Here is a 22,928-nt window from a genome sequence, read left to right on the forward strand (position 1 = left end):
CTGAAGACTATTTGCGGGACAGCTTGCTCATCAGGCCGGCCAGCCCGACCTTCTTGCGTTTCTTCACCTCGGCGCGCCCCGTCACCACATGGGCAAGCTGGGACAGCGATTCGGCCACCGGCGATCTGGCGCTGGTCTCGGCGATCATCAGCCCGGAATTGGCGGCATCGCCGAACAGCTGCGCGTCAAAACCGATGATGGCGACGGGCTCGATGCCGAGCGGTTCGCAGAAGACGTCGGGAGCGATCTCGGGCCGCTTGGTCATGCCGACCTGATTGAGCACCAGAATCGGCAGGCGATCGTTGGGGCGGAGCTTCTTGAGCGTGTCGAAGAGATTCTTCGTGTTGCGCAGATTGGCCAGATCCGGCGTCGCCGTGATGACGATCTCGTCGACCTGGCACAGCACCTTGCGGGTCCACTCGTTCCAGGCGTGCGGCAGATCGTAGATCGACACCGGCGCGTTGCGCTGGATAAGGTCGATGATCGGCATGAAGGCGTCGCCGGAAAAATCATAGGTGCGATCGAGCATCGACGGCGCCGCCAGCATGGACAGATGCTCGGAGCACTTTGTCAGCAGACGGTCGAGAAACACCTCATCCAGACGCTCGGGGGAGAACACCGCTTCGGCGATCCCCTGCGGCGGATCATTGTTGAAATTGAGATTGGCAGTACCAAACGCAAGGTCAAGATCGCACAGGATCGTTTCGCTGGAAAACAGGTTCGAGATGTTCCAGGCGCAATTGTGGGCCAGTGTCGAGGAGCCGACACCGCCCTTGGCGCCGATGAAGGCGATGGAGCGACCGAGCGGTTCGGAATCGGGGTCGACGAAGATCGTCGAGATGACGCCGATGATGTCGGCCATCGACACCGGGGCGACGATGTACTCGGACACGCCGTTGCGGATCAGCTCCCGGTAGAGCGTCACATCGTTGATGTGACCGATCATGACCACCCGTGTGTCGGGATCGCAGACCTCTGCCAACTGGCCGAGGTCCTCGATCAGCGTGGACGGATCGGCCTTGGTCTCCAGAATCAGCAGGTTCGGCGTCGATGATCCGGCATACATGTTTGCCGCAGCGAGAATGCCGCCGGAGTTGATGCGGGTGTTGACCCGCGCCATCCGTCGATCCTGCGCACAGCGCTCCATCGTTTTCGCCAGGCCCTCTGTCTCGCAGAAGGCATGAATGGAAATGCGCGGAAGCGGGCGGACCTTTTCGAAATCGCCCCGCCCCTGCGGGCCGTCTTCAGCCGGCACGGCAGCCAGTTCGGGCATGTAGTCAAGATGGGTCATCTGCCTGTCCTGCTTTCGATGATGGGCATGGCGGCGGGCATCAGAGCGCCGCGCCGTCTTCGCGATAGGTGTCAATCACGTTGGACCGACGCGACGCGTCGATCGGGGTCATACCGCGTGGTCCGAGAAGATCGGCGGGGTTCGCGATCTGGGCGGCGATGTTGTTCTGAGAGGCGCAGCCGAAATTGCCGTAGTTGCGGTTCTCCTCGCCACCGGCCAGCATGTCCTCGGACCACTTGCCGCATTCGGCGGTCGAAGCGGTGATCGCCAGGAAGGAAATCCGGATGGGAGCGGCATCGTTGTCGTAGGATGCCTGGTAGAGGGTGGATATGATCCGGTTTCCGGGGACTCCCTGCTTGCGCAACACCTCCGCCACTTCGCGCACGAGCAGCGATGCTGCGCCCGCGTTGGCGGAACCGGACGGCGCCATGATCCGCACGGTGCCCGAGGCGACCGAACGGTATTCGTTGGCCACGCCGCGGACCGTCTCGCGCATGGAGATGCTCAGTTTGCGGTCGCCGGAGGCCACGGGAATGTCAAAGACCCGTTCCTTTTCGGCGACAATGATCGGGTGATTGGTGCGGTAGTCGTCGGGGATGGCGCCGACGGTGACGCTGTGTCCGCGGCCGGCGCAGCCGGACAGCAGCAGGGCCGTCAGGCCGACCGACAGGGCCACCGTGCCGACGCGGATGCGGCGTTGCAAATGCCTGTGACCGGGGCCGGCGAGCGAAAGGAGACTGGTTTGCATCGGATTTCCCCTGATCACTTGTAGATGAAGCCGACGGCGCCATGATAGCGGCCGGGTGGCAGTGCGGTTTCCATTTGGCCGTAGACCCGGTTGACCTTGCCAAGGAAGAAGCCGGCGCCGTCATTGGCTGGATTGAGATTGTCGTCGGGCCGGGCTAACGCCGTGCGCGCCACCGGCTTGACCAGGTAGGGCGTGGCGATGATGACCAGTTCGGTCTCGTTGCGGACGAAATCCTTGCTGCGAAACAAGGTTCCGAGAACCGGGACCTTCGACAGGCCGGGCAGGCCGGACATCGCCTGGCGGAAATTGTCCTGGACCAGGCCGGCCAGCACGATGGAACCGCCCGAGGGCAGTTCGACCGAGGTTTCAGCTTCCCGCCGCTTGATCGACAACGAGGTCATTCCCGGCGTGCTGCCGCCACCGGCCAGCGACACCGCTCCCTCGAATGTCGGCTCCGACACCTCGGTGCGCACCTTGAGGCTGATGCGCCCGGGCGAGAGAACCACCGGCGTGAAATTCAGCCGGATGCCGTATTCGACCTTGTTGATGGAATAGGTCAGCTGGCCCGTGTCCGCGTCCACCGACTGGGACTCGGTCATGTTGAACTCGCCGCCGACATAGAAGGTCGCCTGCTCGCCGGAGATCGCCGTCAGGCTCGGCTCGGCCAGGGTGCGCATGACACCGGCCTGTTCCATGGCGTTGATGTAACTCGAGATGCTGCGGCCGCCGATGGAACCGGCCAGGCGCGCGAAATTGCCGCTGACCAGCGGCTTGCCGAGATTGGCGGGATTGTTGCTGCCGAAGGCCGACACGCCATCGGAATTGGTGATCGCGGTGTTGAAGCCCAGCTGCTTGAGCACCTGGCGGCTGACCTCGGCAATCGTCACCTTCAGCGTGACCTGGTCCTCGCCATCGATCTTCAAGAGATTGACGATCTGGGATTTCTGCCGGTCTTCGGCGAAGATCGCCGCGGTGCTGCCGTCGGAGCCGTTGGCGGTGATGTTGCGCGTGGTGGCCTCGCCGCCGGAGAGGAAGATCTGGGCCAGGTTGGCGGCCTGTGCCGCATCCTGCGGCGTACGCACGCTGCCGGTCAGCACGATGTTGTCGGAGATGATCTCCACCTTGATGTCGGAGTCAGGCAGAAAGCGGGCGAGATGGGCGGTGAGGCCAGTGACGTCGCGCTCGATCTCCAGATCAATGGCGATGATCTCCTCGCCATTCGGACCGAAGACGAAGATGTTGGTCTGTCCCACCGTCTTGCCGAAGAGATACATTCGCCGCGACGTGCGGGTCACCGCATCGGCCAGCGTCGGATCGGCGACCAGGATATCATGCGCGTCTGTCGGAAGGTCGACGACAATCGCCTTGTTGAGGCCGAGCTTGATGCGCTTGGTGGCGCCGGGACCCGACTCGCGGATCTTGACGACATTCTCGCCCGCCTGGACCGACGTGACCGAGAGTCCGGACAGGGGATCAAGCGACAGCCCGACCATGAAGCCGCCGCTCGCCAGAACAAGGCTGGTGATGGACGACAGGAGCGTTTTGGCTATGTGACGCACGTTCGATCTCCGCACTTTAATTGGTGGCGCCGATATTGGTGACCGCGCCCGAACGGATCACCTGGATCGCGGTGGATCCGTCTTCGCCGCTCAAGAGGTACTTGGCGCCTTCGTTGTCCGGTTCCTGGACGTCGGCGACGCTGCGCAGCGCCAGCGTCAGCCGGTCGGCCATCTGCTGGGCAACGGTGATGATCTTCGTCTGTTCCGGCGTCAGCTCGAGGGTGGCGGTCGAACCGACCGCGGTGCGGTTGCCCTCCGCGTCTTCCTCGATGCGCTGGTCGATGGCCAGAACCCGCACATTGGCCAGAATGACTTCGGTGATGAAGCCCTCGGCTCCGGTCTGGCGCCGGACCATGATCACATCGACGCGGTCGTTGGGAAGGATGAAACCACCTGCGCCGGTGGCAACCGAAATCTCCGTTGCCACGGCGCGCTTGCCGGCGGGCAGCAGCGAGGACATGATGCGCGAGGAGGAATCGACGATCTTCTCCGTGCGCAGCGGCTCCCCGAGAAAGATCGGCAGACGGACCACCGCCCCCTGCAGTTCGGCCATGGCATCCGGGCGCTGGTCGCGACGGATCAGCCCCTCGACCATCCCCTCTTCCGGCCAGCCCTTCCATTCCATCGACTCCTCGCCCAGCCGGCCGCCGACGGGCATGCCGGTCTTGGCGACGAGAACATCGATGGACGCCATCTGCTGGATAACCGGCTCGGAGGATTGAGTGACCTGGACGGTCGGCGAGGTCAGGCTCATGGCCAGATAGCCGGCGGCGCCGGCTGCCAGGACGGCCACTGCCATGATGATGACGCGAGCGGGTTTCATGCTTCTTCCTCGGACGGATGTCAGATGTGCTGATCCGAGAATGCGCGAGCAATCGTGTAATTATGGTTAATGACTGGCTTATGTTTTTGGTAAACGAAACATTATCAGCGCGTTTCCTTCCGGATTGACGGCTGCGATCGGGAGCGCGCCGGTGGTCGCGTCAGACCGGCGGCCCCGGAACGGGCGCGGTCTCCCCACTGATTCGGAGACGCCCTGCGACAGTTGGAGGCGGCAGCGACCGCGAGATGCTGCCGGCCGCTATTGCAGCCGCTCGACCGCCGCCCGAAACAGTTCGCTCTCGGGATAGGTGAGAAAGGCCGCCAGGCCGATGGCCATGCCGTAGGGAATGCCGGCGCGGGCCTGGAAGAAATGCATCGGAATGCGGATGGGCGACACCAGGAGGATATTCTGGTTGGCGCGGATCATCAGCACGATGAGGGCCAGAAAACCGCCCAGCATTCCGACGGTTCCCAGGAAGACCACCAGGTCTACGCCGTAGCCGAACCAGAGGGCGCTCGCCGCCAGCACCTTGGCGTCGCCGCCGCCCATGATGTTGAGGGCGAACAGGGTGAAACAGCCGAGAAAGACAAGCGCCGCCGCCAGCACATGCCAACCGAAGCCGATCAGGCCCATGCCGGTGAACGGCGCGATGACGATGAAGGAGAGAACCAAAATGACCGAGACCCGGTTCGGGATCTTCATGGTCAACATGTCGGAAAATGCCGTCATGGCCAGGCAGAGCGGAAAGATCACAAAAATCGCGGCATTCAGCATGAGCTCATCTCCATGGGACAGCCGGATCCTATTGCACGCTGTTTAAGAAACCACCAACGGCGCGGCAGCCGGCAAGGCGCCGGCCAATGCGGACGGAAAAGGCCGCCCTCACGGGCGGCCTCTGCTCAAGCGCGAAACTGGAAATCGATCAGTTTGCGTTCTTGGCGGTATTCATCTTGGTCGACAGAGCCTGGAACTGGTTGTTCAGGGTGGAGCCAAGCGTGGTTGCGCCGGTGATGAGGGCGACGGAGATGAGGGCGGCAATCAGGCCATACTCGATGGCGGTCGCGCCGGATTCGTCATTCATGAAACGTTCAAAAAGCTTCGTCATGGGTTTTTCCTTGATCCACGTGTGTTTTCAGCACTTCCGCCAGACTGTTGCCGTTGGTCGGATGAGCCCACAATAGGGACGCGGCTTTTCAATCTCCTTAAAGAACAAGGTTAGCAAAGCGTTGACCGCCACGGAGCGCCGACATGGTAAACAACCGGTTCGCAGCGCACGGAACCGGCCGCCCCGGATCGCGCCGTCAGCAGCCGACGCAGCCATGCCCACTGAGCCGCCAGTCGCCGTCACACACGGGCCCGAGGGCCGGGCGGCCTTTTTCGCCGTTTCCCGGCCCCTTGGGGATCCGCTCCGGGCTTTAAGGCTTAATTCACCATTCCCGGCGATTCTAGGAGAACCTGCGGACACAAGGACAGCGCAATGACCCCGAGCAAGAGACTTTCCTCCTGGCTTACCGCCGGCGTGCTTTCCGCGGCTCTCATCACCTTTTCCGCCGTGCCTCAGTCCAGGGCCAGCGACGACATGATCCGCGTGTTCATGGACCACGCCCGCATTCTCAAGCTCGACCGTCCCGTCAGCAAGGTGATCATCGGCAATGCCGAGGTGGCCGACATCACGGTGGCCGATCCGAAGACGATCGTGCTGACCGGCAAGGCCTACGGCACGACCAATCTGGTCATCCTCGACGCCGCCGGCGACGCAATCGTCGACGAGCGCATCCTGGTGTCCGTCGACGAGGCGAACACTTTGCGCATCTTCAAGCAGACCGTCCGCACGGTGTATTCGTGCGCGCCGTCCTGCGAGGAACATGTCCAGAAGGCAGCCACCGCCCAACCCTGAACCTTCAGCCGCTCCGTTTTCCGCCGCTGCATTGGCGGGTTAACCCTCGGTTAACGGAGGAATGCCGGATTCACCCCTGAACGTTACGATTGATCAACTCATTTGCAGTAATGTGAACCTCGATGCGTATTTGTACGAGGAGTTGCGCGATGCATTCCGACCCGAGTCCAGGCCCTGCGAACCGTGTGCCCGGATGGCGCCTGCGCGCCGTCCTCAAGCGATTCCGCCGGGCCGAGAACGGCACAGCCGCAATCGAATTCGGCATTCTGGCGTTTCCCTTCTTCCTTCTCGTGTTTGCGACCATCGAGGTGTTCATCGCGTTTGCCGGCGAGCAGCTGCTGGAAAATGCGGTCGATGCGATGGGGCGCCAGCTCCGCACCGGACAGATCACGTACAATCTGGGTCGACCCACGGACCTGACCCAGGCGCAGTTCCGAACCAAGTTCTGCTCCGAAATCAATCTGATGATCAAATGCGTGGCCGAGGAAAACCCGGCCGACCAGAAGCTCTATCTGGACGTGCGGCAGTTCGCCACCTTCGCCAATGTACCGAAGGGAATACCGCGCAAGAGCGGCGCGCTCTACGCCGACCTTGATTCCAGCGGCTTCGCCTACCAGCCGGGCGGGCCAGGTACCATCAACATCGTGCGAGCCTATTACCGCTGGGAAGTGATGACCGATCTGGTGCGGCCCTACATCACCAACATCCGGCCGGACGGAAAATCGCCCAAGGACTACCTGATGGTCGCCACGGCCGCTTTCCGCAACGAGGCCTATCCGTGAGCCGTGACCGGACGATGGCCGGACGGAGCGCGGATGCCGGTTCGATCAAGGAGGGAACCCGGATGACAGGCATCATGACGAGAATGCGGGGCGCCATCGACCGCCTGCGGAGAGACCGCTCCGGCGTCGGCGCGGTGGAATTCGCGCTCATCGCACCGGTGCTGATCGTGCTGTATATCGGTTCGCTGGAAATCTCGGTGGCGATGTCGGTGAACAAGAAGGTGGCGCGGGCTGCCAGTTCCATCGCCGACTTGGTCACCCAGAACACGGATGTGAACAAGACCATGCTGAAAACCATGGTCGACGTGGCGCAGAGCATCATCACGCCCTTTCAGGTCAACGGCCTGAAGATCCGGATATCCGGCATCAAGATCGACAGCACCGGCAAGGAAACCATCGCCTGGTCCTGGGACGAGAAGAACACCCGCCCCTATGCGGTGGGCTCCGTCACGACCGTGCCGACCGATCTCGACGTCAAGAACACCTTCCTGGTCCGCACGGAAGTGAGCCTGCAGCACAGTCTCCTGCTGGTGACGCCGAACATCCAGGATGTCGATGTGAAGACGTTGACGATGAGCAAGACCTATCATCTGCGCCAGCGCATCGGCGACGAAGTGGCCTGCTCGGACTGCTGACGGCGGCGCCGGTTCGACAGGGCCGCTGGAGGCGTCAGCGACCTGCCCTGACGCTCAACGAGCGCCGACGAGGCCGTCGAGACTGCGATAATCATCCGGTGCGGCGGCAACGAAGCCGCCGGCATGAAAGGGCTCGAGGAGATCGAGCAGACCGGGCGAGGCTTGCGGCATGGCGTCCAGAAAAGCGCCGATGGCCTGGGCAAGATCATCGGGCATGGAGCGATGGACGGCATGCGGGCCATGGCGCACGGGCTCGGAAAGCCAGCTGATTCGCAGCGGCCCCGCACCCGCCAGCCGGTTGGAATAGAGCCCGCCGAAGACCTGGTCGGCGCTGGAAACCCGTTCGCCGGGCCGCTCCGGAATCCAGCCGAAGAATCCATCCACCTGGCCCGCGACGAAGCGGTCGACCACCGATCCGACGCTTCCCGCGCGCGCCAGCGTCGGGGTCGCGAGGCCCCCGCTGATCATGGCGAGATGCGGAATCTGCCAGCCCGACACGGACTCTTCGTCCGAGAACGCGATCCGGAGATCGGCCACCTTCGATCCCGCACTTTCGCGGACAACGAGCACCGACCGGAAGCCCGTGGTCCCGTCACCCGCCACCGCTCGCCGCAAGGCCCTGACACAGCCGCAGACGGACTGGGTTGCCGCGAAGGACCTGGCCGAATGGATCGCGTAGAGCACGCGCGCGCTGGCATGGGCGTCGATCAGGCCGGCATAGCTGCGGAAGCGGACAATCTCGACCGGAAGGCCGAGCGCGCTGGCGTAGGCCCGGCGGACGGTCTCGAGCCGGACCGGATCGGCAACCGCCGCATGGCTGTCGACTATGCCGATCCGGAGCACCGGGACCGTCTCGCGATAGTCGGCCCGGGCGATTGCCGGCGCCAGCGCGGCGAAGATGAAAAACACCTGCAGCAATCGCAATCGCCGTACTCCTGCAATGAAATGTGATGGGTTCGCGAGGCCATTTCATAGCATGTCTGCCGGCATCTGTGTCGAGATGGTGGAATCACGGTTACCGTGCGAGGTTGACAAAGGGCGGGCTTCGGGCAATTCCCGTGCGCTTGCCGGCTCAGGAGAGACATGATGGCGCGTGCATTCTTGCTTGTACTGGATTCCTTCGGCATCGGCGGCGCCCCCGACGCCGAAGCCTATGGCGACCTGGGGGCAGACACACTGGGTCACATCGCAGAACACTGCGCCGCCGGGCTCGGTGATCGCGCCGGACTGCGCAAGGGGCCGCTCAAGCTGCCGCACATGCAGGCGCTGGGCCTGAGCGAAGCCGCGCTGGCGGCAAGCGGCATGATGCCATCCGGCATGGAGTTGCAGGCCAGACCACGCGGCATCCACGGTGCGGCGACCGAGACATCGCGCGGCAAGGACACTCCCTCGGGCCATTGGGAAATGACCGGCCAGCCGGTGCGCTTCGACTGGGGCTACTTTCCCGACAAGGGTCCCGCCTTCAGCGAGGCGCTCATCGCGGCGATCATCGAGAAAGGCCGCCTGCCGGGCATTCTCGGCAATTGCCATGCTTCTGGCACGGACATCATCTCCCGTCTCGGCGCCGAGCACATGCTGAGCGGCAAGCCGATCTGCTACACATCCAACGATTCGGTCTTCCAGATCGCCGCCCACGAAGAGAGCTTCGGCCTCGCCCGGCTCTTCGGCCTGTGCGAGACAGTCCGCAAGCTCGTCGATCCGCTCAACATCGGCCGGGTAATCGCGCGGCCGTTCCGCGGCACGCCGGAAACCGGGTTCAGCCGCACCGGCAACCGCCGCGACTATTCGGTGCCGCCGCCGGGGCCGACCCTGCTCGACATCGCCGCCGGGGCGAAGCGGCGCGTGTTCGGGGTGGGAAAGATCAGCGACATCTTCGCCCATCAGGGAATCACCGACATGCGCAAGGCGCACGGCAACGCGGCCCTGTTCGACGCCACGCTGAAGGCCGCCGACGATGCCGGCGACGGCGACCTGGTGTTCACCAATTTCGTCGATTTCGACATGCTCTACGGCCACCGCCGCGACGTGCCCGGCTACGCGGCGGCGCTTGAGCTGCTCGACAGCCAATTGCCGGCGCTGGCGCGCAAGCTCAAGCCCGGCGATCTGGTGCTGATGACCGCCGATCATGGGTGCGACCCGACCTGGCGCGGCTCCGACCATACCCGGGAACGCGTGCCGGTTCTGGGTTTCGGCCCCGGCCTTCCGCCGCGCGACATCGGCGTGCGCGACAGCTACGCCGACATCGGGGCCTCGATTGCGGCTCATCTCAAGCTGGACGCCCCTCAGAACGGCCGGAGCTTCCTGTGACCCCGGCGGTGCCCAAGGCGGAGTTGCACTGCCATATCGAAGGCGCCGCCTCACCGGCCCTCGTCCGGACTCAGGCGCTCAAATACGGCGTGGACATTTCCGGCTTCATCACCGGCGACAGCTACGTCTGGTCCGACTTCACCGGCTTCCTGGCAGCCTATGACGGAGCCGCCGGCCTGTTCAGGACGGAAGAGGACTATGCGGAACTGGCCGAGACCTATCTCCGCGGTATCGCCGAGGAGGGCGCCATCTATGCGGAGATCTTCGTCTCCCCGGACCACGCGAAGGCCGCCGGGCTGTCGACCGAGGGCTACTTCCGAGGGCTAGCCGAAGGCATCGCGCGCGCCCGCGGCCAGTGCGGCATCGAATGCCGGATGATTCTCGTCGGCATCCGGCATTTGGGTGCCGAGGCCGTGGAAGCCGCCGCCCGCCTGGCGGCATCGCGACCCCACCGGCTCATCAGCGGTTTCGGAATGGCCGGCGAGGAGCGCTTCGGGCGCGTCGCCGACTATCGGCGGGCCTTCGACATAGCCCGTGACGCAGGGCTTGGCATCACCATCCACGCCGGCGAACTCTGCGGCGCCGGCAGCGTGCGTGACGCCCTCGACGTGGTGCGCCCGACGCGGATCGGCCATGGCGTCCGCTCGATCGAGGATCCGGCGCTGGTGAGGCGCATTGCCGGCGAAGGCGTCGTGCTGGAGCTATGTCCTGGGTCGAACGTCGCCCTCAAGGTGTTTGCGAGCATGGCGGAGCACCCCTTCGACCTGCTCCTGCGCCAGGGTGTGAAGGTGACGCTGAATTCCGACGATCCGCCGCACTTCCAATCCTCGATCGGCAGGGAATATGACGCGGCCGCCAAGACCTGGGGATACGACGCGCGGCAGCTCATCGGGATCACGCGCACGGCGGTCATGGCTGCCTTCGTTGACGAGCCGACGCGCGAAAAACTCTTGGGACAGCTTGGCTGAGGTGGCCGCTCAGGGTTGCCGCCCCATGCCAATCCGTGTTTGATCACGACCAACTCATGAAAGGCAGAACACCATGGACGGCGTCACGGTCATCAAGCATCCGCTGGTGCAGCACAAGCTGACCATCATGCGCAAGAAGGAAACCTCCACGGCCGGGTTCAGGCGGCTGTTGCGCGAGATCTCGACGCTGCTCTGCTATGAGGTGACCCGCGACCTGGAACTGACCATGGAACGGATCGAGACCCCGCTGCAGGAGATCGACGCCCCGGTGCTGGAAGGCAAGAAGCTGGTCTTCGCCTCGATCCTGCGCGCCGGCAACGGCCTGCTCGAAGGCATGCTGGACCTTGTCCCCTCTGCCCGCGTCGCTCATATCGGCGTCTATCGCGACCATGACACGCTGGAAGCGATCGAGTATTATTTCAAGGCCCCCGAAGATGTCAGCAACCGGCTGGTGATCGTCGTTGATCCGATGCTGGCGACCGGCAACTCCTCCATCGCCTCGATCGAGAAGCTCAAGGAACGCGGCGCCAGGAACATTCGCTTCCTCTGCCTGCTCGCAGCACCCGAAGGCATCCGCAACTTCCAGGCGGCCCATCCCGACGTGCCGATCTTCACGGCCGCCATAGACAGCCATCTCAACGAGAAGGGCTACATCGTGCCGGGTCTGGGCGACGCCGGCGACCGGATGTACGGCACCAAGTAACACGGCCCCATTGGGGTTTGCTTAACCCTCAAGGCACAAACCGGTCCGATTCGGCCGGTCTTTCACCTCGTGTTAGGGCGTTTCGCGTTTGATGCCGGGGATTTTCCGGGGATCATTCATGCTCAAAAAGGCTTTCCTTCTGTGTTGCATTGCACTGGCTGCGGCCGGGGCCCCGCAGTATCTCAGCCAGTTGGGTTCCGCCGGGTCCGGCTCCGCGCCGAAAAAGGCCGCCGATCCGATCGCCACGGCGGCATTGCCCGTCCCGCCGGCGCAGCCCAAGGCCAGCTATCTGACCGGCATTCGCGCCGTGCAGATACCCATGGGCAAGTCCGGCCATTTCTCCGCGCAGTTCCGGGTCAACGGCCGCACGGTCGACGGACTCATCGACACCGGCGCGACCTTCGTCGCCATCAACCAGAGCATGGCCCGGACCGTCGGGCTGAAGCTCAGGGCATCCGATTTCAACCGCACGGTCCGCACCGCCAACGGCAGCACCAGGGCGGCCTATGTCGAACTCGACCGGGTGGAGATCGGCAGCATCAGCGTCTCGGATGTGGGTGCTTTCGTGCTCGAGGATGCGGCGCTGTCCGGCACGCTGATCGGAATGAGCTTCCTGTCGAAGCTGAGTTCGTACAAGGTCAGGGAGCAGGTCCTGGAGCTTGCGAACTAAACGTCGCTCATGCGATCCGGTCGAGGATTGCGGGCGTTGCCGCGGGCCTGGCGTCCGCAACACGAATGGCCTTCATCAGCCGGGAGCGGGCATCGGCGAGTTGGTCTTCGCCGCGCGCATGGACGCAGGCGAGCGGCGCCCCCTTTTCAACTCGCGAGCCGACCGGAAGCAGGCCGGTGATGCCGACGGCGTGGTCAACCGGATCGGACGGGCGCACCCGGCCGCCGCCGAGCGCCACCACGGCCAATCCCACGCCGCGTGCGTCATACTCCGCCACCCACCCCGCCTCCGGGGCCGCAAGCTCGACGATCAGCGGTGCCGCGGGCAGGTGGCGCCCGCAATCCTCCACAAGATCGGCGGGCCCGCCCAGGGCATGGACCATGCGGCCGAAGATCTCGGCGGCGCGGCCGCTGTCGAGCGCCGCACGGGCGCTGGCCAACCCCTCGACGGTGTCGGTGGCGAGGCCGCCGGACACCAGCATCTCGGCTGCCAGCGCAAGGGTGACTTCCGCCAGCCGGGGGTCAGCCGAACCGGTCAGGAAGGCCACGGCATTGGCCACTTCTACCGCATTGCCGGCAGCGGATGCGAGCGGCTGGTTCATGTCGGTGAGCAGCGCCGTGGTCGGCATGCCGGCGCCGCCTGCTACTGACACCAGCGAGCGGGCAAGCCGCGTGGCGCTTTCGCGGTCCGCCATGAAGGCGCCGTTGCCGAACTTGACGTCCATCACCAGAGCCGACAGGCCGGCTGCCAGCTTCTTGGACAGGATCGAGGCGGTGATCAGCGGAATCGATTCGACCGTGCCGGTGACGTCGCGAATCGCGTAGAAGCGCTTGTCGGCCGGAGCGAGATTGCCGGTCTGCCCGATGATGGCGCATCCGACCTCGCCCACGACCTTGCGGAACAGCGCGCTTGCGGGCATCGCCTGATAGCCCGGAATCGATTCCATCTTGTCGAGCGTGCCGCCGGTGTGGCCCAGGCCCCGGCCGGAGATCATCGGCACCGCAAGCCCGCAGGCGGCGGCGATCGGGGCCAGCATCAGCGAGACATTGTCGCCCACGCCGCCGGTGGAATGCTTGTCGACAACCGGTCGATCCAGCTCGGGCCAGGCCAGCACATCGCCGGAGTCTCGCATGGCCAGGGTCAACGAGACCGATTCATCCCGGCTCATGCCCCGGAAGAAGATCGCCATCGCCAGTGCAGCCACCTGCCCCTCGCCGACGCTGCCGTCGGTCAGCCCGCGGACAAAGGCACGGATGTCCTGGTCGGCGAGAGCACCACCGTCGCGCTTGGTCCGAATGATCTCCTGGGGCAGGAATGTCATGGTCCCGGCCTCATGTCGCAAAGCCGCCCCGGAACTTGGTCTTCTGCCGGCCGGGCTGCGCAAGATCATCCATTCCGGTCGGGCTCCTCGAGCATGGTCCGCAGAATCGTCGCCAGCCGTCCGCCGCCGAGCGGCGCAATGTCCTTGGTTTCCTGGTGGCTCAGTTCGGCGCCCGTCATGCCGGCTCCGTAGTTGGTGATCACCGATGCCGCCACCACGTCCATGCCGAGAAAGCGGGCGAGGATGACCTCCGGCACGGTCGACATGCCGACCGCGTCCGCGCCGAGGATCCGCGCCATGCGGATTTCCGCCGGCGTCTCGAAGCTCGGGCCGGAAAACCACATATACACGCCTTCATGCAGCGGGGTGGCGGATGCCCGTGCGGCCTCGACCATCCGCGCAGCCAGCGTTGCATCATAGGCGCTGGTCAGGCCGACAAAGCGGCGGTCGTCGACCTCGCCGATCAGCGGGTTGGAGCCGGAAAAGTTGATATGATCGCTGATCCGCATCACCGACCCCGGCGGCATGTCCTGGCGCAGCGAGCCGGCGGAGTTGGTCAGGATCAGCTTCGTCACGCCGAGGCCCCTGAGGGTCTCGAGCGGTTTCCGCATGACGTCGGCCCTGCCGTGCTCGTAATAATGGGCGCGGCCGGAGAGAACCAGCACCGGCGTGCCGCCGAGATGGCCGGCCACCAGTTCGCCGGCATGGCCGGACACGCCGCCGGCGGGAAATCCCGGCAGGTCGCCATAGGGGACCCGGACCGGATCGCTGATCAGGTCCACGAGGGGCCCCAGCCCGGAGCCCAGCACCAGCGCGTGGCGCGGCATCAGGCCGTTGAGGCGTTCAGTGAGAATGTCTGTCGCCGATGTCATGCGAGCGATCCCGTCTCGAATGCGAAGGGAAGCAGCTCGTCCATCCGCACGCTCCTGGCGATGCCGCCGGGGCCGCCCATGTGGACGAGGGTGCCGGCGGTGGCGAACTCGGCCAGGCGCTGCCGGCAGCCGCCGCAGGGCGAGCACATCTCCAGCTTCTCGGCCACCACGGCCACTTCGACGATGCGCTTGCCGCCGGCCATCACCATATGCGCGATGGCCGAGGTCTCGGCGCACCAGCCCTCCGGAAACGACACCACCTCGATGTTGGCGCCGGAATAGATCTTTCCGTCATCGCAGAGGATGGCGGCACCGACGGGGAACTTCGAATAGGGTGCATGGCATCTGGCCATGGCCGAGATGGCCGCCTCGAACAGCGCTTGCTTCATGGTTCAGCGTTCCTTGACATAGGGCACGCCGCCGGCGCGCGGCGGGATGGCCTTGCCGATGAATCCCGCGAGCAGGATGACGGTGAGAATGTAGGGCAGCGCCTGCATGAACTGCGCCGGCACCTGGCCGATGAGCGGCAATGGATTGCCCTGGAGCCGGATCGACATGGCGTCGAGAAAGCCGAACAGCAGGCAGGCGAACATCACGTTGACCGGCTTCCATTTGGCGAAGATCAGCGCCGCCAGCGCGATGAATCCCTTGCCGGCGGTCATGCCCTTGACGAAGCCGCCGGTCATGGCCATCGACAGATAGGCGCCGGCAATGCCGCAGAGCAGGCCGCAGCAGATCACCGCGCGATAGCGCAGCCAGGTGACCGAGATCCCGGCCGTGTCGACGGCGCCGGGATTCTCGCCAACGGCGCGCAGGCGCAGGCCGAAGCGGGTGCGATAGAGCACCCACCAGGTGGCCGGCACCAGCGCGAAGGCCAGATAGGTCAGCAGGAAATGGCCGGACAGCAGATTCGAATAGATCGGACCGAGCACCGGGATCCCGGCAATCTCGGCGGCGAAGGGCAGCTCATGGGTAACGAAGCGGCCGCCCTCGCCCAGGCGCGGCGTCTGCCCGCCCTGGTGAAACCAGGCCTGGCCGAGAATCACGGTGGCGCCCGCGGCGATGAAGTTGATCGCCACGCCCGAGACGATCTGATTGCCGCGCTGGGTGATGGAGGCAAAGCCGTGCACCAGCGCCAATGCCACCGACACCGCCATGGCCGCCGTCAGGCCCAGCAACGCATTCTGGGTAATCCCTGCCACGGCACCGGCCGCGAAGGCCGCCGCCAGCATCTTTCCCTCAAGCCCGATGTCGAAGATTCCCGCGCGCTCGGAATAGAGCCCGGCGAGCGCCGCAAGGATCAGCGGCACCGAGACCCGGACGGTCGATTGCAGGATGACGATGAGGGCTTCGAAATATTCCATCCGCCTACTCCGCAGGTTTGGCGGTGCCGGGCCGGGCAGCGCCTAGGGTGGCAAACAGCGAGGTGATGGCCGGCCGGAACATGTTTTCGAGCGCACCGGCAAACAGGATCACAAGGCCCTGGATGATGACGATCATGTCGCGCGAGATCTCCGGCATCTCGAAGGAAATCTCCGCGCCACCCTGGTAGAGCATGCCGAACAGGATCGCCGCCGGGATGATGCCGGCGGGATGCGATCGTCCCATCAGGGCGACGGCGATGCCGACGAAGCCGGCACCGGAGACGAAATCGAGCTGCATGCGGTGCTGGTCGCCCATGATCGGGTTGAGCGCCATCATCCCGGCCAGCGCGCCCGAGAGCATCATGGTGATGATGATGATGCGGTTTTCGCGGATTCCCGCGTAGCGGGCGGCTTTCGGACTGTGACCCATCGTGCGGATCTCGTAGCCGAGCCGGGTGCGCCAGATGATGACCCAGACGACGAAGGCCGCAATCAGCGCCAGCAGAAAGGACAGGTTGAACGGCGCGCCTCCGATGTCGAGGCCGAACGCACCCAGCAGCCAGTCGAGCTTCGGCAGCCGGCCACCCTCGACGAAGGTGCGGGTCTGCGGCGCCATCGATCCGGCGGGCTTGAGCACGTCGACCAGCAGATAGACCATCAGGCTGGACGCGATGAAATTGAACATGATCGTGGTGATGACGATGTGGCTGCCGCGCTTGGCCTGCAGCCAGCCGGGGATCATCGCCCAGACAGCGCCCATCAGCGCCGCGCCCAGAATCGCGAAGGGAAAGGTCACGAACCACGGCACATACTGATCGAGCCAGAGACAGGGCAGGGCGACGCCGATGCCCGCCACATAGGCCTGGCCTTCGCCGCCGATGTTGAACAGGCCTCCATGGAATGCCATGGCGACGGCAAGACCGGTGAAGATGAAATTGGTGGCATAGTAGAGCGTGTAGCCGATGCCTTCGCCATAGCCGAACGCCCCCTCGACCAGAAGCGCGGCGGCGCGGAGCGGGCTCTCGCCGACCGCCAGCACCACCAGGCCCGCGACCAGAAACGCCACGACCAGATTTATCAGCGGGATCAGACCGAAATCCACCCAGGCGGGAAGTTTGCCGTAGGGCACGCTCATGCAGCCGCCTCCCTCGAATCGGTGACACCGGCCATCAACAGTCCAAGTTCACCCTCATTGGCATCCGGCGAGCGTTCACCGACGATCCGGCCATCGAACATGACCAGCACCCGGTCGGAGAGCGAGCGGATCTCGTCGAGCTCCACCGAAACCAGCAGCACGGCCTTGCCGGCGTCGCGCATCTCGATGATCCGCTTGTGGATGAACTCGATGGCGCCGACATCGACGCCGCGGGTCGGCTGGCCGATCACCAGGACAGAGGGATCGCGCTCCATCTCGCGGGCCAGCACGATCTTCTGCTGGTTGCCGCCGGAGAAATTGGCGGTCCTGAGGCGCACATCGCGGGGACGGATGTCGTAGCTCTCCATCTTCTCGGCGGCATCGCGGCGGATGCCGTCGATGTTGAGGAAGGCGCCGCTGACATATCGGGGATCGGTGTGGTAGCCGAGAATGGAGTTCTCACTTTCCTCGAAGGCCAGCACCAGGCCCATGTGATGGCGATCCTCGGGCACATGTGCCATGCCGCGGGCGCGCAGTTCGGCGGGATCGGTGCGGCCGGCGACATCGATCGGCTCGCCGTTGAGCAGGATCCGCCCTTTCTCCGCACGCCTGATGCCGCTGACCGCCTCGAGCAGCTCGGACTGGCCGTTGCCGGCCACGCCGGCAATGCCCACGATCTCGCCGGCGCGGACATCGAAGGAGACGTCCTTGACCATGGCGACGCCGCGGGAATCACGTACGGTGAGTTTCTCCACCGCCAGCAGCACGTCGCCGGGACGGGCTTCATCCTTGTCGACGCGCAACAGCACCCGGCGGCCGACCATCAGTTCGGCAAGCTCCTCCACCGAAGTGTCTGCCGTCGTCCGCGTCGCCACCATCTCGCCACGACGCATGACCGAGACCTCGTCGGTGATGGCCATGATCTCACGCAGCTTGTGGGTGATGAGGATGATGGTCTTGCCCTGATCCTTGAGCTGCCGGAGGATCCGGAACAGGTGGTCGGCCTCGGCGGGCGTGAGCACGCCGGTCGGCTCGTCGAGGATGAGAATGTCGGCGCCGCGATAGAGCGCCTTGAGGATCTCGACCCGCTGCTGGTTGCCCACCGGAAGCTCCTCGATGATCGCGTCGGCGTCGACCTCGAGTTCGTACTCCTCTTCGAGCCGCCTGAGTTCGGCCCTTGCCTTCGTGATGCCGGCGGTCAGCACCTGGCTCTCCTCGGCTCCGAGCATGACGTTTTCCAGAACGGTGAAGTTCTCGACCAGCATGAAATGCTGATGCACCATGCCGATGCCGGCAGCAATCGCGGCGTTGGGATCGCGGATGACGGTCCGGGTCCCGTCGACGAAGACATCGCCGCCGTCAGCCTGGTAGAATCCGTAGAGGATCGACATCAGCGTCGATTTGCCGGCGCCGTTCTCCCCGATGATCCCGTGAATCGTTCCCTTGCGGACGCTGAGATTGATGTTTTTGTTGGCATGAACGGCACCGAAACTCTTGTCGATCCCTTTCAACTCAATGGCAATATCACTCATGGCACCCTGTCTTGACCTCAAATTGGCGCAGCGGCCGCGCGTGCCAGCAGTCTCGACAGTTCCGCCGGCAAAGTCCAGAATCATTTCCGGCGAGACTTGTCGCCGCGCGGTTTTCAACATGGCCACGCTCGCCGCAGCTGCGGCAGGCGTCCGCCTTCCACCCCTTGCGAGACAGCATGACCAGACAAAAGCCTTCCCGCCGCCTCGATTTTCCCCTGTTTCGCGGCCTGCAGACGCGGTGGGCGGACAACGACATGTATGGCCACATGAACAATGTGACGCATTACCTGCTCTTCGACACCGCGATCAACGAATGGCTGATCGAGCGCGGCCTGCTGGAGCCGCTCGTCGGCGGCATCATCGGGCTGGTGGTGGAGAGCGGATGCAGCTATCACGGCGAAGCGGGGTTCCCCGATCGGATAACGGCGGGCGTTGCGGTCGAACGGCTCGGCAGCTCGTCTGTCAGCTACCGGATCGGGCTGTTCCGCAATGACGCCGACACGGCATTTGCCGATGGCCGCTTCGTGCATGTCTATGTGGACCGCGCAACGCGCCGGCCGGTCGGTCTTTCGGACGACTGGCGCCGGACCCTTGAGGAGATTGCCCAATGACTGATGCGGTGGACAAGCGGCTTGTCAGGCTCGAAGAGCTGGTGGCCCACCAGTCGGCCACCATCGAGGAGCTGTCGCGTCAGCTCGCCGATCAGTGGAAACTGACGGAACGCCTGCGCCACGAATTCAACCAGATGACCAACAGGTTCCAGGAGGTCGAGGAAGCGGCACTCGGATCGCAGGTGCCGCAGAAGCCGCCGCACTGGTAGGAAGCCCCGCCCGGCCTGCTTACGGCCTTCCCGGCCCATAGCGAACGAAGGCAAACCGGCCTCCATCCGGCGACCAGCACGGCACGTTGATCGTTCCCTGGCCGCCGATCAGCGCCAGCAGCGTGACGACGGCGCCATCGGCCTGATCAAGCAGCCGGAGCTCGACATCCCGGTCGCGCGGATGGCCCTGTGTTCCCGGCCCGTAGCTGAGATAGAGCACGCTCCTGCCATCCGGGGAGGGGTGCGGAAACCAGTTGACCCGGTCGTCATCGGTCATCCGTTCCGGATCGCCGCCGGCGACGCGGATCCGCCACAGATCCATCGAGCCGCCGCGATCGGAGTTGAACCAGATCCATTCGCCGTCCGGGGAATAGTCGGGGCCGTCATAATGGTCGCCGCCTGAGATCAGCAGCCGTTCCTCGCCGCCGCCGGAGCCGGTGGTGTAGAGGCCGAATTCGCCATCGCGGCGGCCGACATAGGCCAGTGCCTCGCCGTCTGGCGACCAGCCGTGCCACCAGGACGGAACCTTCCCGGTGACGCGATGCGGGGACCCGCCCGTGACCGGCAGCACCCAGATGCAGGACTGCCCGGTATCGGTGGAATCGCTGATCGCCAGACGGCCGCCGTCCGGCGAGACGCCATGGTCGTTGTTGCAGGCGACGGCATGGCCGGTGTCAATCCGCACCAGCACGGGCGCGTCGAGCGGGACGCGGAACAGGCGTCCGTCGCCATTGACGATCAGCGCCCGCCCGTCGGGCGTCCAGTTGGGCGCCTCGATCAGCCGGTCGGTGGCGAGCACCTCCGTGACCGCTCCCCCGGCAAGCTCGTAGATCGACAGCGTGCTCAGCATCAGCCCGGCATCGGGGCATAGGTAAAGAACGGAAAGTCGGCCGGTATCGCATCGCCCGACGTGTCGAACGCCGCCATGCCGATGAAGGCGCCGGTGAACGAGGCATGCTCGCCGCGGCCCCCCTCGTCCGAGATCACGCTGGCGTCCAGCACGGATCCCGCCTGCCGCCAGCCGGTGTCCCCGATCCGGTAGAGGAAGCGCAGGTCGGCGCCGTCCACTTCGGCGGCGAGGCCGACCATACCCTCGGCGGGCAGGGCGATCGGCGGTTCGAGCGGGAAGCTCAACCGGCCGTCCGGCCAGTCGCCAGGGCAGCTCAGGATGGTCAGCGCCCGGCCCATCGTCTCGTGCCATGTGACTGCAAGGAAATGAAACTTGTGGCGGTTGTAGTAGTGCACCAGGCCGGCCGCCTGCTGGTAATGCACCGGATCAAAGGCGATCTCGGTCTCGGCCCTGAACGCGAAGTGCTCCTGGCGCCGGGCGACCAGCGCCTGCTCGAACCAGCTGCCGATGGATTCGCGCGCATGCAGCCGGAGCGCCCGGCCGGTGAGGCTGAAGATCCGCTCCGGCTCGGGCGTGCGCAGCCACTGGAAGTCGACCGGCAGGGCGGGACCGTCGAAGCGCGCGCGCACCGGGCCGTCCGGCCGGCGCACGATCGCCGGATCCGGTGCCTCGACCTCCACTTCGGGCACCGGGCCGCCCTGGGCCAGATAGAGCCAGCCGTCCTCACGCCAGACGCATTTCTGGATCGCCGTCTCGCGCCCCATCGGCGAGCGGCGCAGTCCGGGCAAGGGTCGGGAGCAGAGGTGGGTGTGGTAGGTCTCGCCGTCCGGCGTCTCGACGATCTGGCCGTGGCCGGCACGCTGCAGCGGGGCGTCGGGGGCATCCTTCGAGGTGATCAGGAAGGTGTCCGGGTGCAGCTCGTAGGGCCCCTGCAGGTGGCGCGAGCGGGCCATGGTGACGGCATGACCGTATCCGGTGCCGCCCTCGGCGGTGGTGAGGTAGTACCAGCCGTCGCGCTTGAACAGATGCGGACCCTCGACCAGGCCGTGGCTGGAGCCGGCGAAGATGTTGGAGCGCGGGCCGACCAGCTTGCCGGCTTCGGGGTCGAACTGCTGGCACAGGATGCCGGCGAAGGCGGGATGCCTTGGACTGCCGCCGATGGAATCGGTGCGGTGATTCCAAACCATGTTGAGGAACCACTTGCGGCCGTCGTCGTCATGAAACAGCGATGGATCGAAGCCCGACGAGTTGACCCGCACGGGATCCGACCAGGGACCGTCGATGGCGGGCGCGGTGACGATGTAATTGTGGGTGTCCTTGAAGTTGCCGTCCAGCCGCTTGACGTCGGTGTAGACCAGCCAGAACCGGCCGTCGGCAAACGACAGGCAGGGCGCCCAGATGCCGCAGGAATCGGGATTGCCGCGCATGTCGAGCTGGCCGGCGCGGTCGAGCGGGCGCGATGCCAGCTGCCAGTCGACCAGATCCGAGGACCGATGGATCTGCACGCCGGGATACCACTCGAAGGTTGAGGTGGCGATGAAATAATCCGCGCCCACCCGGCAGATGGAAGGGTCGGGATTGAATCCCGGCAGGATGGGATTGCGGATCATTTGCGCGAAGGCCCCTTGCGCTCCGCCGAGGCGGCCCAGAGATTGATGTCGGCGTCGCTTGCATGGACGTCGATTTCCGCCAGTTCGGCCTGGCTGAAATCGAGATTGCGGAGGGCACCGACGCAATCCTCCACCTGCTCGGGCCGGCTGGCGCCGATCAGCGCCGACGTCACGCGTCCACCGCGCAGAACCCAGGCCAGCGCCATCTGCGCAAGGGTCTGGCCGCGGCGCTCCGCGATGGCGTTGAGCGCGCGGATGTTGCCGATGTTGCGCTCGGTGAGGAATTCGGGCCTGAGCGACTTGCCCCGCACGGCGCGCGAATCCTCCGGAATGTCGTTGAGATACTTGCCGGTGAGCATGCCCTGGGACAGCGGCGAAAAGACGATCGAACCGATGCCGAGGTCATCGAGCGTGTCGAGCAAGCCGTCCTCCTCGACCCAGCGGTTGATCATCGAATAGCTCGGCTGGTGAATCAGGCAGGGCGTGCCCAGATCCTTCAGGATGGCTGCGGCCTCGCGGGTGCGCTGGGAATTGTACGACGAGATCCCGGCATAGAGCGCCCGGCCCGAGCGCACGATGGTGTCGAGCGCCTGCATGGTCTCTTCCAGCGGCGTGTCGGGATCGAAGCGATGGGAGTAGAAGACATCGACATAGTCGAGCCCCATGCGCTTCAGGCTCTGGTCGCAGCTGGCGATCATGTATTTGCGGCTTCCCCATTCGCCATAGGGGCCCGGCCACATTCCATAGCCGGCTTTCGACGAGACGATCAGTTCGTCGCGCAGGCCGTGGAAATCGGTTCGCAGGATCTCGCCGAAGGCGGTTTCGGCCGATCCCGGGGGCGGACCGTAATTGTTGGCCAGGTCGAAATGGGTGATGCCGAGGTCAAAGGCCCTGCGGCAGATGGCACGCTTGGATTCGTGCTGCGTGTCGCCGCCGAAATTGTGCCAGAGGCCGAGCGAAATCGCCGGCAGCTTCAGCCCCGACCGTCCGGTCCTGCGGTAGATCATCCGTTCGTAGCGATCGGGCGCGGGAGTCCACATG

25 protein-coding genes are annotated in these 22,928 nt (G+C 65.0%); 9 read left to right on the top strand and 16 right to left on the bottom strand.

What is annotated here, in order from left to right:
• Positions 1 to 7: 7 nt before the first annotated feature.
• The 6 genes from DFR52_RS14295 to DFR52_RS14320 form a co-directional block, all read right to left on the bottom strand.
• Positions 8 to 1,273, bottom strand: coding sequence for a CtpF protein (locus DFR52_RS14295; RefSeq protein WP_245415363.1), 1,266 nt, complete (start codon positions 1,271 to 1,273; stop codon positions 8 to 10).
• 58 nt (positions 1,274 to 1,331) lie between these two features.
• Positions 1,332 to 2,039, bottom strand: coding sequence for a CpaD family pilus assembly protein (locus DFR52_RS14300; RefSeq protein ID WP_110032626.1), 708 nt, complete (start codon positions 2,037 to 2,039; stop codon positions 1,332 to 1,334).
• Positions 2,040 to 2,053: 14 nt separating this feature from the next.
• Positions 2,054 to 3,532 carry a type II and III secretion system protein family protein gene (locus tag DFR52_RS14305; protein WP_110032877.1) on the bottom strand — a complete coding sequence of 493 codons (1,479 nt, stop codon included), beginning with the start codon at positions 3,530 to 3,532 and terminating at the stop codon, positions 2,054 to 2,056.
• An 82-nt stretch (positions 3,533 to 3,614) separates the two neighbouring features.
• A complete protein-coding gene (cpaB, locus tag DFR52_RS14310) occupies positions 3,615 to 4,421 on the bottom strand; it encodes a Flp pilus assembly protein CpaB (RefSeq protein ID WP_110032627.1) in 807 nt (268 codons plus the stop codon).
• 258 nt (positions 4,422 to 4,679) lie between these two features.
• Entirely contained in the window at positions 4,680 to 5,195 is a 516-nt protein-coding gene (locus tag DFR52_RS14315) for an A24 family peptidase (RefSeq protein ID WP_110032628.1), read from the bottom strand.
• Between the two features lie 148 nt (positions 5,196 to 5,343).
• On the bottom strand, positions 5,344 to 5,526 hold the full coding sequence (locus DFR52_RS14320; RefSeq protein ID WP_110032629.1) for a Flp family type IVb pilin: 183 nt from the start codon (positions 5,524 to 5,526) through the stop codon (positions 5,344 to 5,346).
• A gap of 372 nt (positions 5,527 to 5,898) precedes the next feature.
• Here DFR52_RS14320 and DFR52_RS14325 point away from each other — a divergent pair, with 372 nt between their 5' ends.
• From DFR52_RS14325 to DFR52_RS14335, 3 genes are all read left to right on the top strand, one after another.
• Positions 5,899 to 6,318: a pilus assembly protein N-terminal domain-containing protein gene (locus DFR52_RS14325; RefSeq protein WP_110032630.1), complete on the top strand. Its 420-nt coding sequence runs from the start codon at positions 5,899 to 5,901 to the stop codon at positions 6,316 to 6,318.
• Between the two features lie 149 nt (positions 6,319 to 6,467).
• Positions 6,468 to 7,100 carry a TadE/TadG family type IV pilus assembly protein gene (locus DFR52_RS14330; protein ID WP_110032631.1) on the top strand — a complete coding sequence of 211 codons (633 nt, stop codon included), beginning with the start codon at positions 6,468 to 6,470 and terminating at the stop codon, positions 7,098 to 7,100.
• Positions 7,101 to 7,174: 74 nt separating this feature from the next.
• A complete protein-coding gene (locus DFR52_RS14335; protein ID WP_245415342.1) occupies positions 7,175 to 7,735 on the top strand; it encodes a TadE/TadG family type IV pilus assembly protein in 561 nt (186 codons plus the stop codon).
• Between the two features lie 54 nt (positions 7,736 to 7,789).
• Here DFR52_RS14335 and DFR52_RS14340 read toward each other — a convergent pair whose 3' ends face one another.
• Entirely contained in the window at positions 7,790 to 8,659 is an 870-nt protein-coding gene (locus DFR52_RS14340; protein ID WP_158284968.1) for a phosphate/phosphite/phosphonate ABC transporter substrate-binding protein, read from the bottom strand.
• A gap of 162 nt (positions 8,660 to 8,821) precedes the next feature.
• Between DFR52_RS14340 and DFR52_RS14345 the strand changes: the two genes are divergently transcribed.
• The 4 genes from DFR52_RS14345 to DFR52_RS14360 all read left to right on the top strand — a co-directional run bounded on the left by DFR52_RS14345 (position 8,822) and on the right by DFR52_RS14360 (position 12,383).
• The gene (locus DFR52_RS14345) at positions 8,822 to 10,042 is read left to right on the top strand and encodes a phosphopentomutase (protein WP_110032879.1); all 1,221 of its coding nucleotides are present in this window, start codon (positions 8,822 to 8,824) and stop codon (positions 10,040 to 10,042) included.
• A gap of 8 nt (positions 10,043 to 10,050) precedes the next feature.
• On the top strand, positions 10,051 to 11,010 hold the full coding sequence (locus DFR52_RS14350; protein ID WP_110032880.1) for an adenosine deaminase: 960 nt from the start codon (positions 10,051 to 10,053) through the stop codon (positions 11,008 to 11,010).
• 73 nt (positions 11,011 to 11,083) lie between these two features.
• Positions 11,084 to 11,713: a uracil phosphoribosyltransferase gene (gene upp, locus DFR52_RS14355; RefSeq protein WP_110032633.1), complete on the top strand. Its 630-nt coding sequence runs from the start codon at positions 11,084 to 11,086 to the stop codon at positions 11,711 to 11,713.
• 118 nt (positions 11,714 to 11,831) lie between these two features.
• The gene (locus DFR52_RS14360; protein WP_110032634.1) at positions 11,832 to 12,383 is read left to right on the top strand and encodes a TIGR02281 family clan AA aspartic protease; all 552 of its coding nucleotides are present in this window, start codon (positions 11,832 to 11,834) and stop codon (positions 12,381 to 12,383) included.
• Positions 12,384 to 12,390: 7 nt separating this feature from the next.
• Here the strand turns inward: DFR52_RS14360 and deoA are convergent, their stop codons facing one another.
• The 6 genes from deoA to DFR52_RS14390 all read right to left on the bottom strand — a co-directional run bounded on the left by deoA (position 12,391) and on the right by DFR52_RS14390 (position 18,607).
• Positions 12,391 to 13,704, bottom strand: coding sequence for a thymidine phosphorylase (deoA, locus tag DFR52_RS14365; RefSeq protein WP_110032635.1), 1,314 nt, complete (start codon positions 13,702 to 13,704; stop codon positions 12,391 to 12,393).
• A 65-nt stretch (positions 13,705 to 13,769) separates the two neighbouring features.
• On the bottom strand, positions 13,770 to 14,576 hold the full coding sequence (locus DFR52_RS14370) for a purine-nucleoside phosphorylase (protein WP_110032636.1): 807 nt from the start codon (positions 14,574 to 14,576) through the stop codon (positions 13,770 to 13,772).
• Positions 14,573 to 14,965: a cytidine deaminase gene (locus tag DFR52_RS14375; protein WP_110032637.1), complete on the bottom strand. Its 393-nt coding sequence runs from the start codon at positions 14,963 to 14,965 to the stop codon at positions 14,573 to 14,575. Before DFR52_RS14375 ends, DFR52_RS14370 begins: the two co-directional genes overlap by 4 nt.
• A gap of 3 nt (positions 14,966 to 14,968) precedes the next feature.
• A complete protein-coding gene (locus tag DFR52_RS14380; RefSeq protein WP_110032638.1) occupies positions 14,969 to 15,940 on the bottom strand; it encodes an ABC transporter permease in 972 nt (323 codons plus the stop codon).
• 4 nt (positions 15,941 to 15,944) lie between these two features.
• The gene (locus DFR52_RS14385; protein ID WP_110032639.1) at positions 15,945 to 17,075 is read right to left on the bottom strand and encodes an ABC transporter permease; all 1,131 of its coding nucleotides are present in this window, start codon (positions 17,073 to 17,075) and stop codon (positions 15,945 to 15,947) included.
• The gene (locus DFR52_RS14390; protein ID WP_110032881.1) at positions 17,072 to 18,607 is read right to left on the bottom strand and encodes an ABC transporter ATP-binding protein; all 1,536 of its coding nucleotides are present in this window, start codon (positions 18,605 to 18,607) and stop codon (positions 17,072 to 17,074) included. The genes DFR52_RS14385 and DFR52_RS14390 overlap by 4 nt, the downstream gene beginning before the upstream one ends.
• Positions 18,608 to 18,783: 176 nt before the next feature.
• Here DFR52_RS14390 and DFR52_RS14395 point away from each other — a divergent pair, with 176 nt between their 5' ends.
• Entirely contained in the window at positions 18,784 to 19,218 is a 435-nt protein-coding gene (locus DFR52_RS14395; protein WP_110032640.1) for an acyl-CoA thioesterase, read from the top strand.
• The gene (locus DFR52_RS14400) at positions 19,215 to 19,427 is read left to right on the top strand and encodes a SlyX family protein (RefSeq protein WP_110032641.1); all 213 of its coding nucleotides are present in this window, start codon (positions 19,215 to 19,217) and stop codon (positions 19,425 to 19,427) included. Before DFR52_RS14395 ends, DFR52_RS14400 begins: the two co-directional genes overlap by 4 nt.
• Before the next feature lie 19 nt (positions 19,428 to 19,446).
• Here DFR52_RS14400 and DFR52_RS14405 read toward each other — a convergent pair whose 3' ends face one another.
• From DFR52_RS14405 to mgrA, 3 genes are read right to left on the bottom strand one after another with little or no spacing between them, the layout of a single operon-like run.
• Entirely contained in the window at positions 19,447 to 20,277 is an 831-nt protein-coding gene (locus DFR52_RS14405) for a TolB family protein (RefSeq protein ID WP_110032642.1), read from the bottom strand.
• A complete protein-coding gene (locus DFR52_RS14410; protein ID WP_110032643.1) occupies positions 20,277 to 21,887 on the bottom strand; it encodes a glycoside hydrolase family 43 protein in 1,611 nt (536 codons plus the stop codon). Before DFR52_RS14410 ends, DFR52_RS14405 begins: the two co-directional genes overlap by 1 nt.
• Positions 21,884 to 22,927, bottom strand: coding sequence for an L-glyceraldehyde 3-phosphate reductase (gene mgrA, locus DFR52_RS14415; RefSeq protein ID WP_110032644.1), 1,044 nt, complete (start codon positions 22,925 to 22,927; stop codon positions 21,884 to 21,886). Before mgrA ends, DFR52_RS14410 begins: the two co-directional genes overlap by 4 nt.
• Position 22,928: the final 1 nt, after the last annotated feature.

Source organism: Hoeflea marina, from assembly GCF_003182275.1.
GTDB classification, from domain to species: domain Bacteria; phylum Pseudomonadota; class Alphaproteobacteria; order Rhizobiales; family Rhizobiaceae; genus Hoeflea; species Hoeflea marina.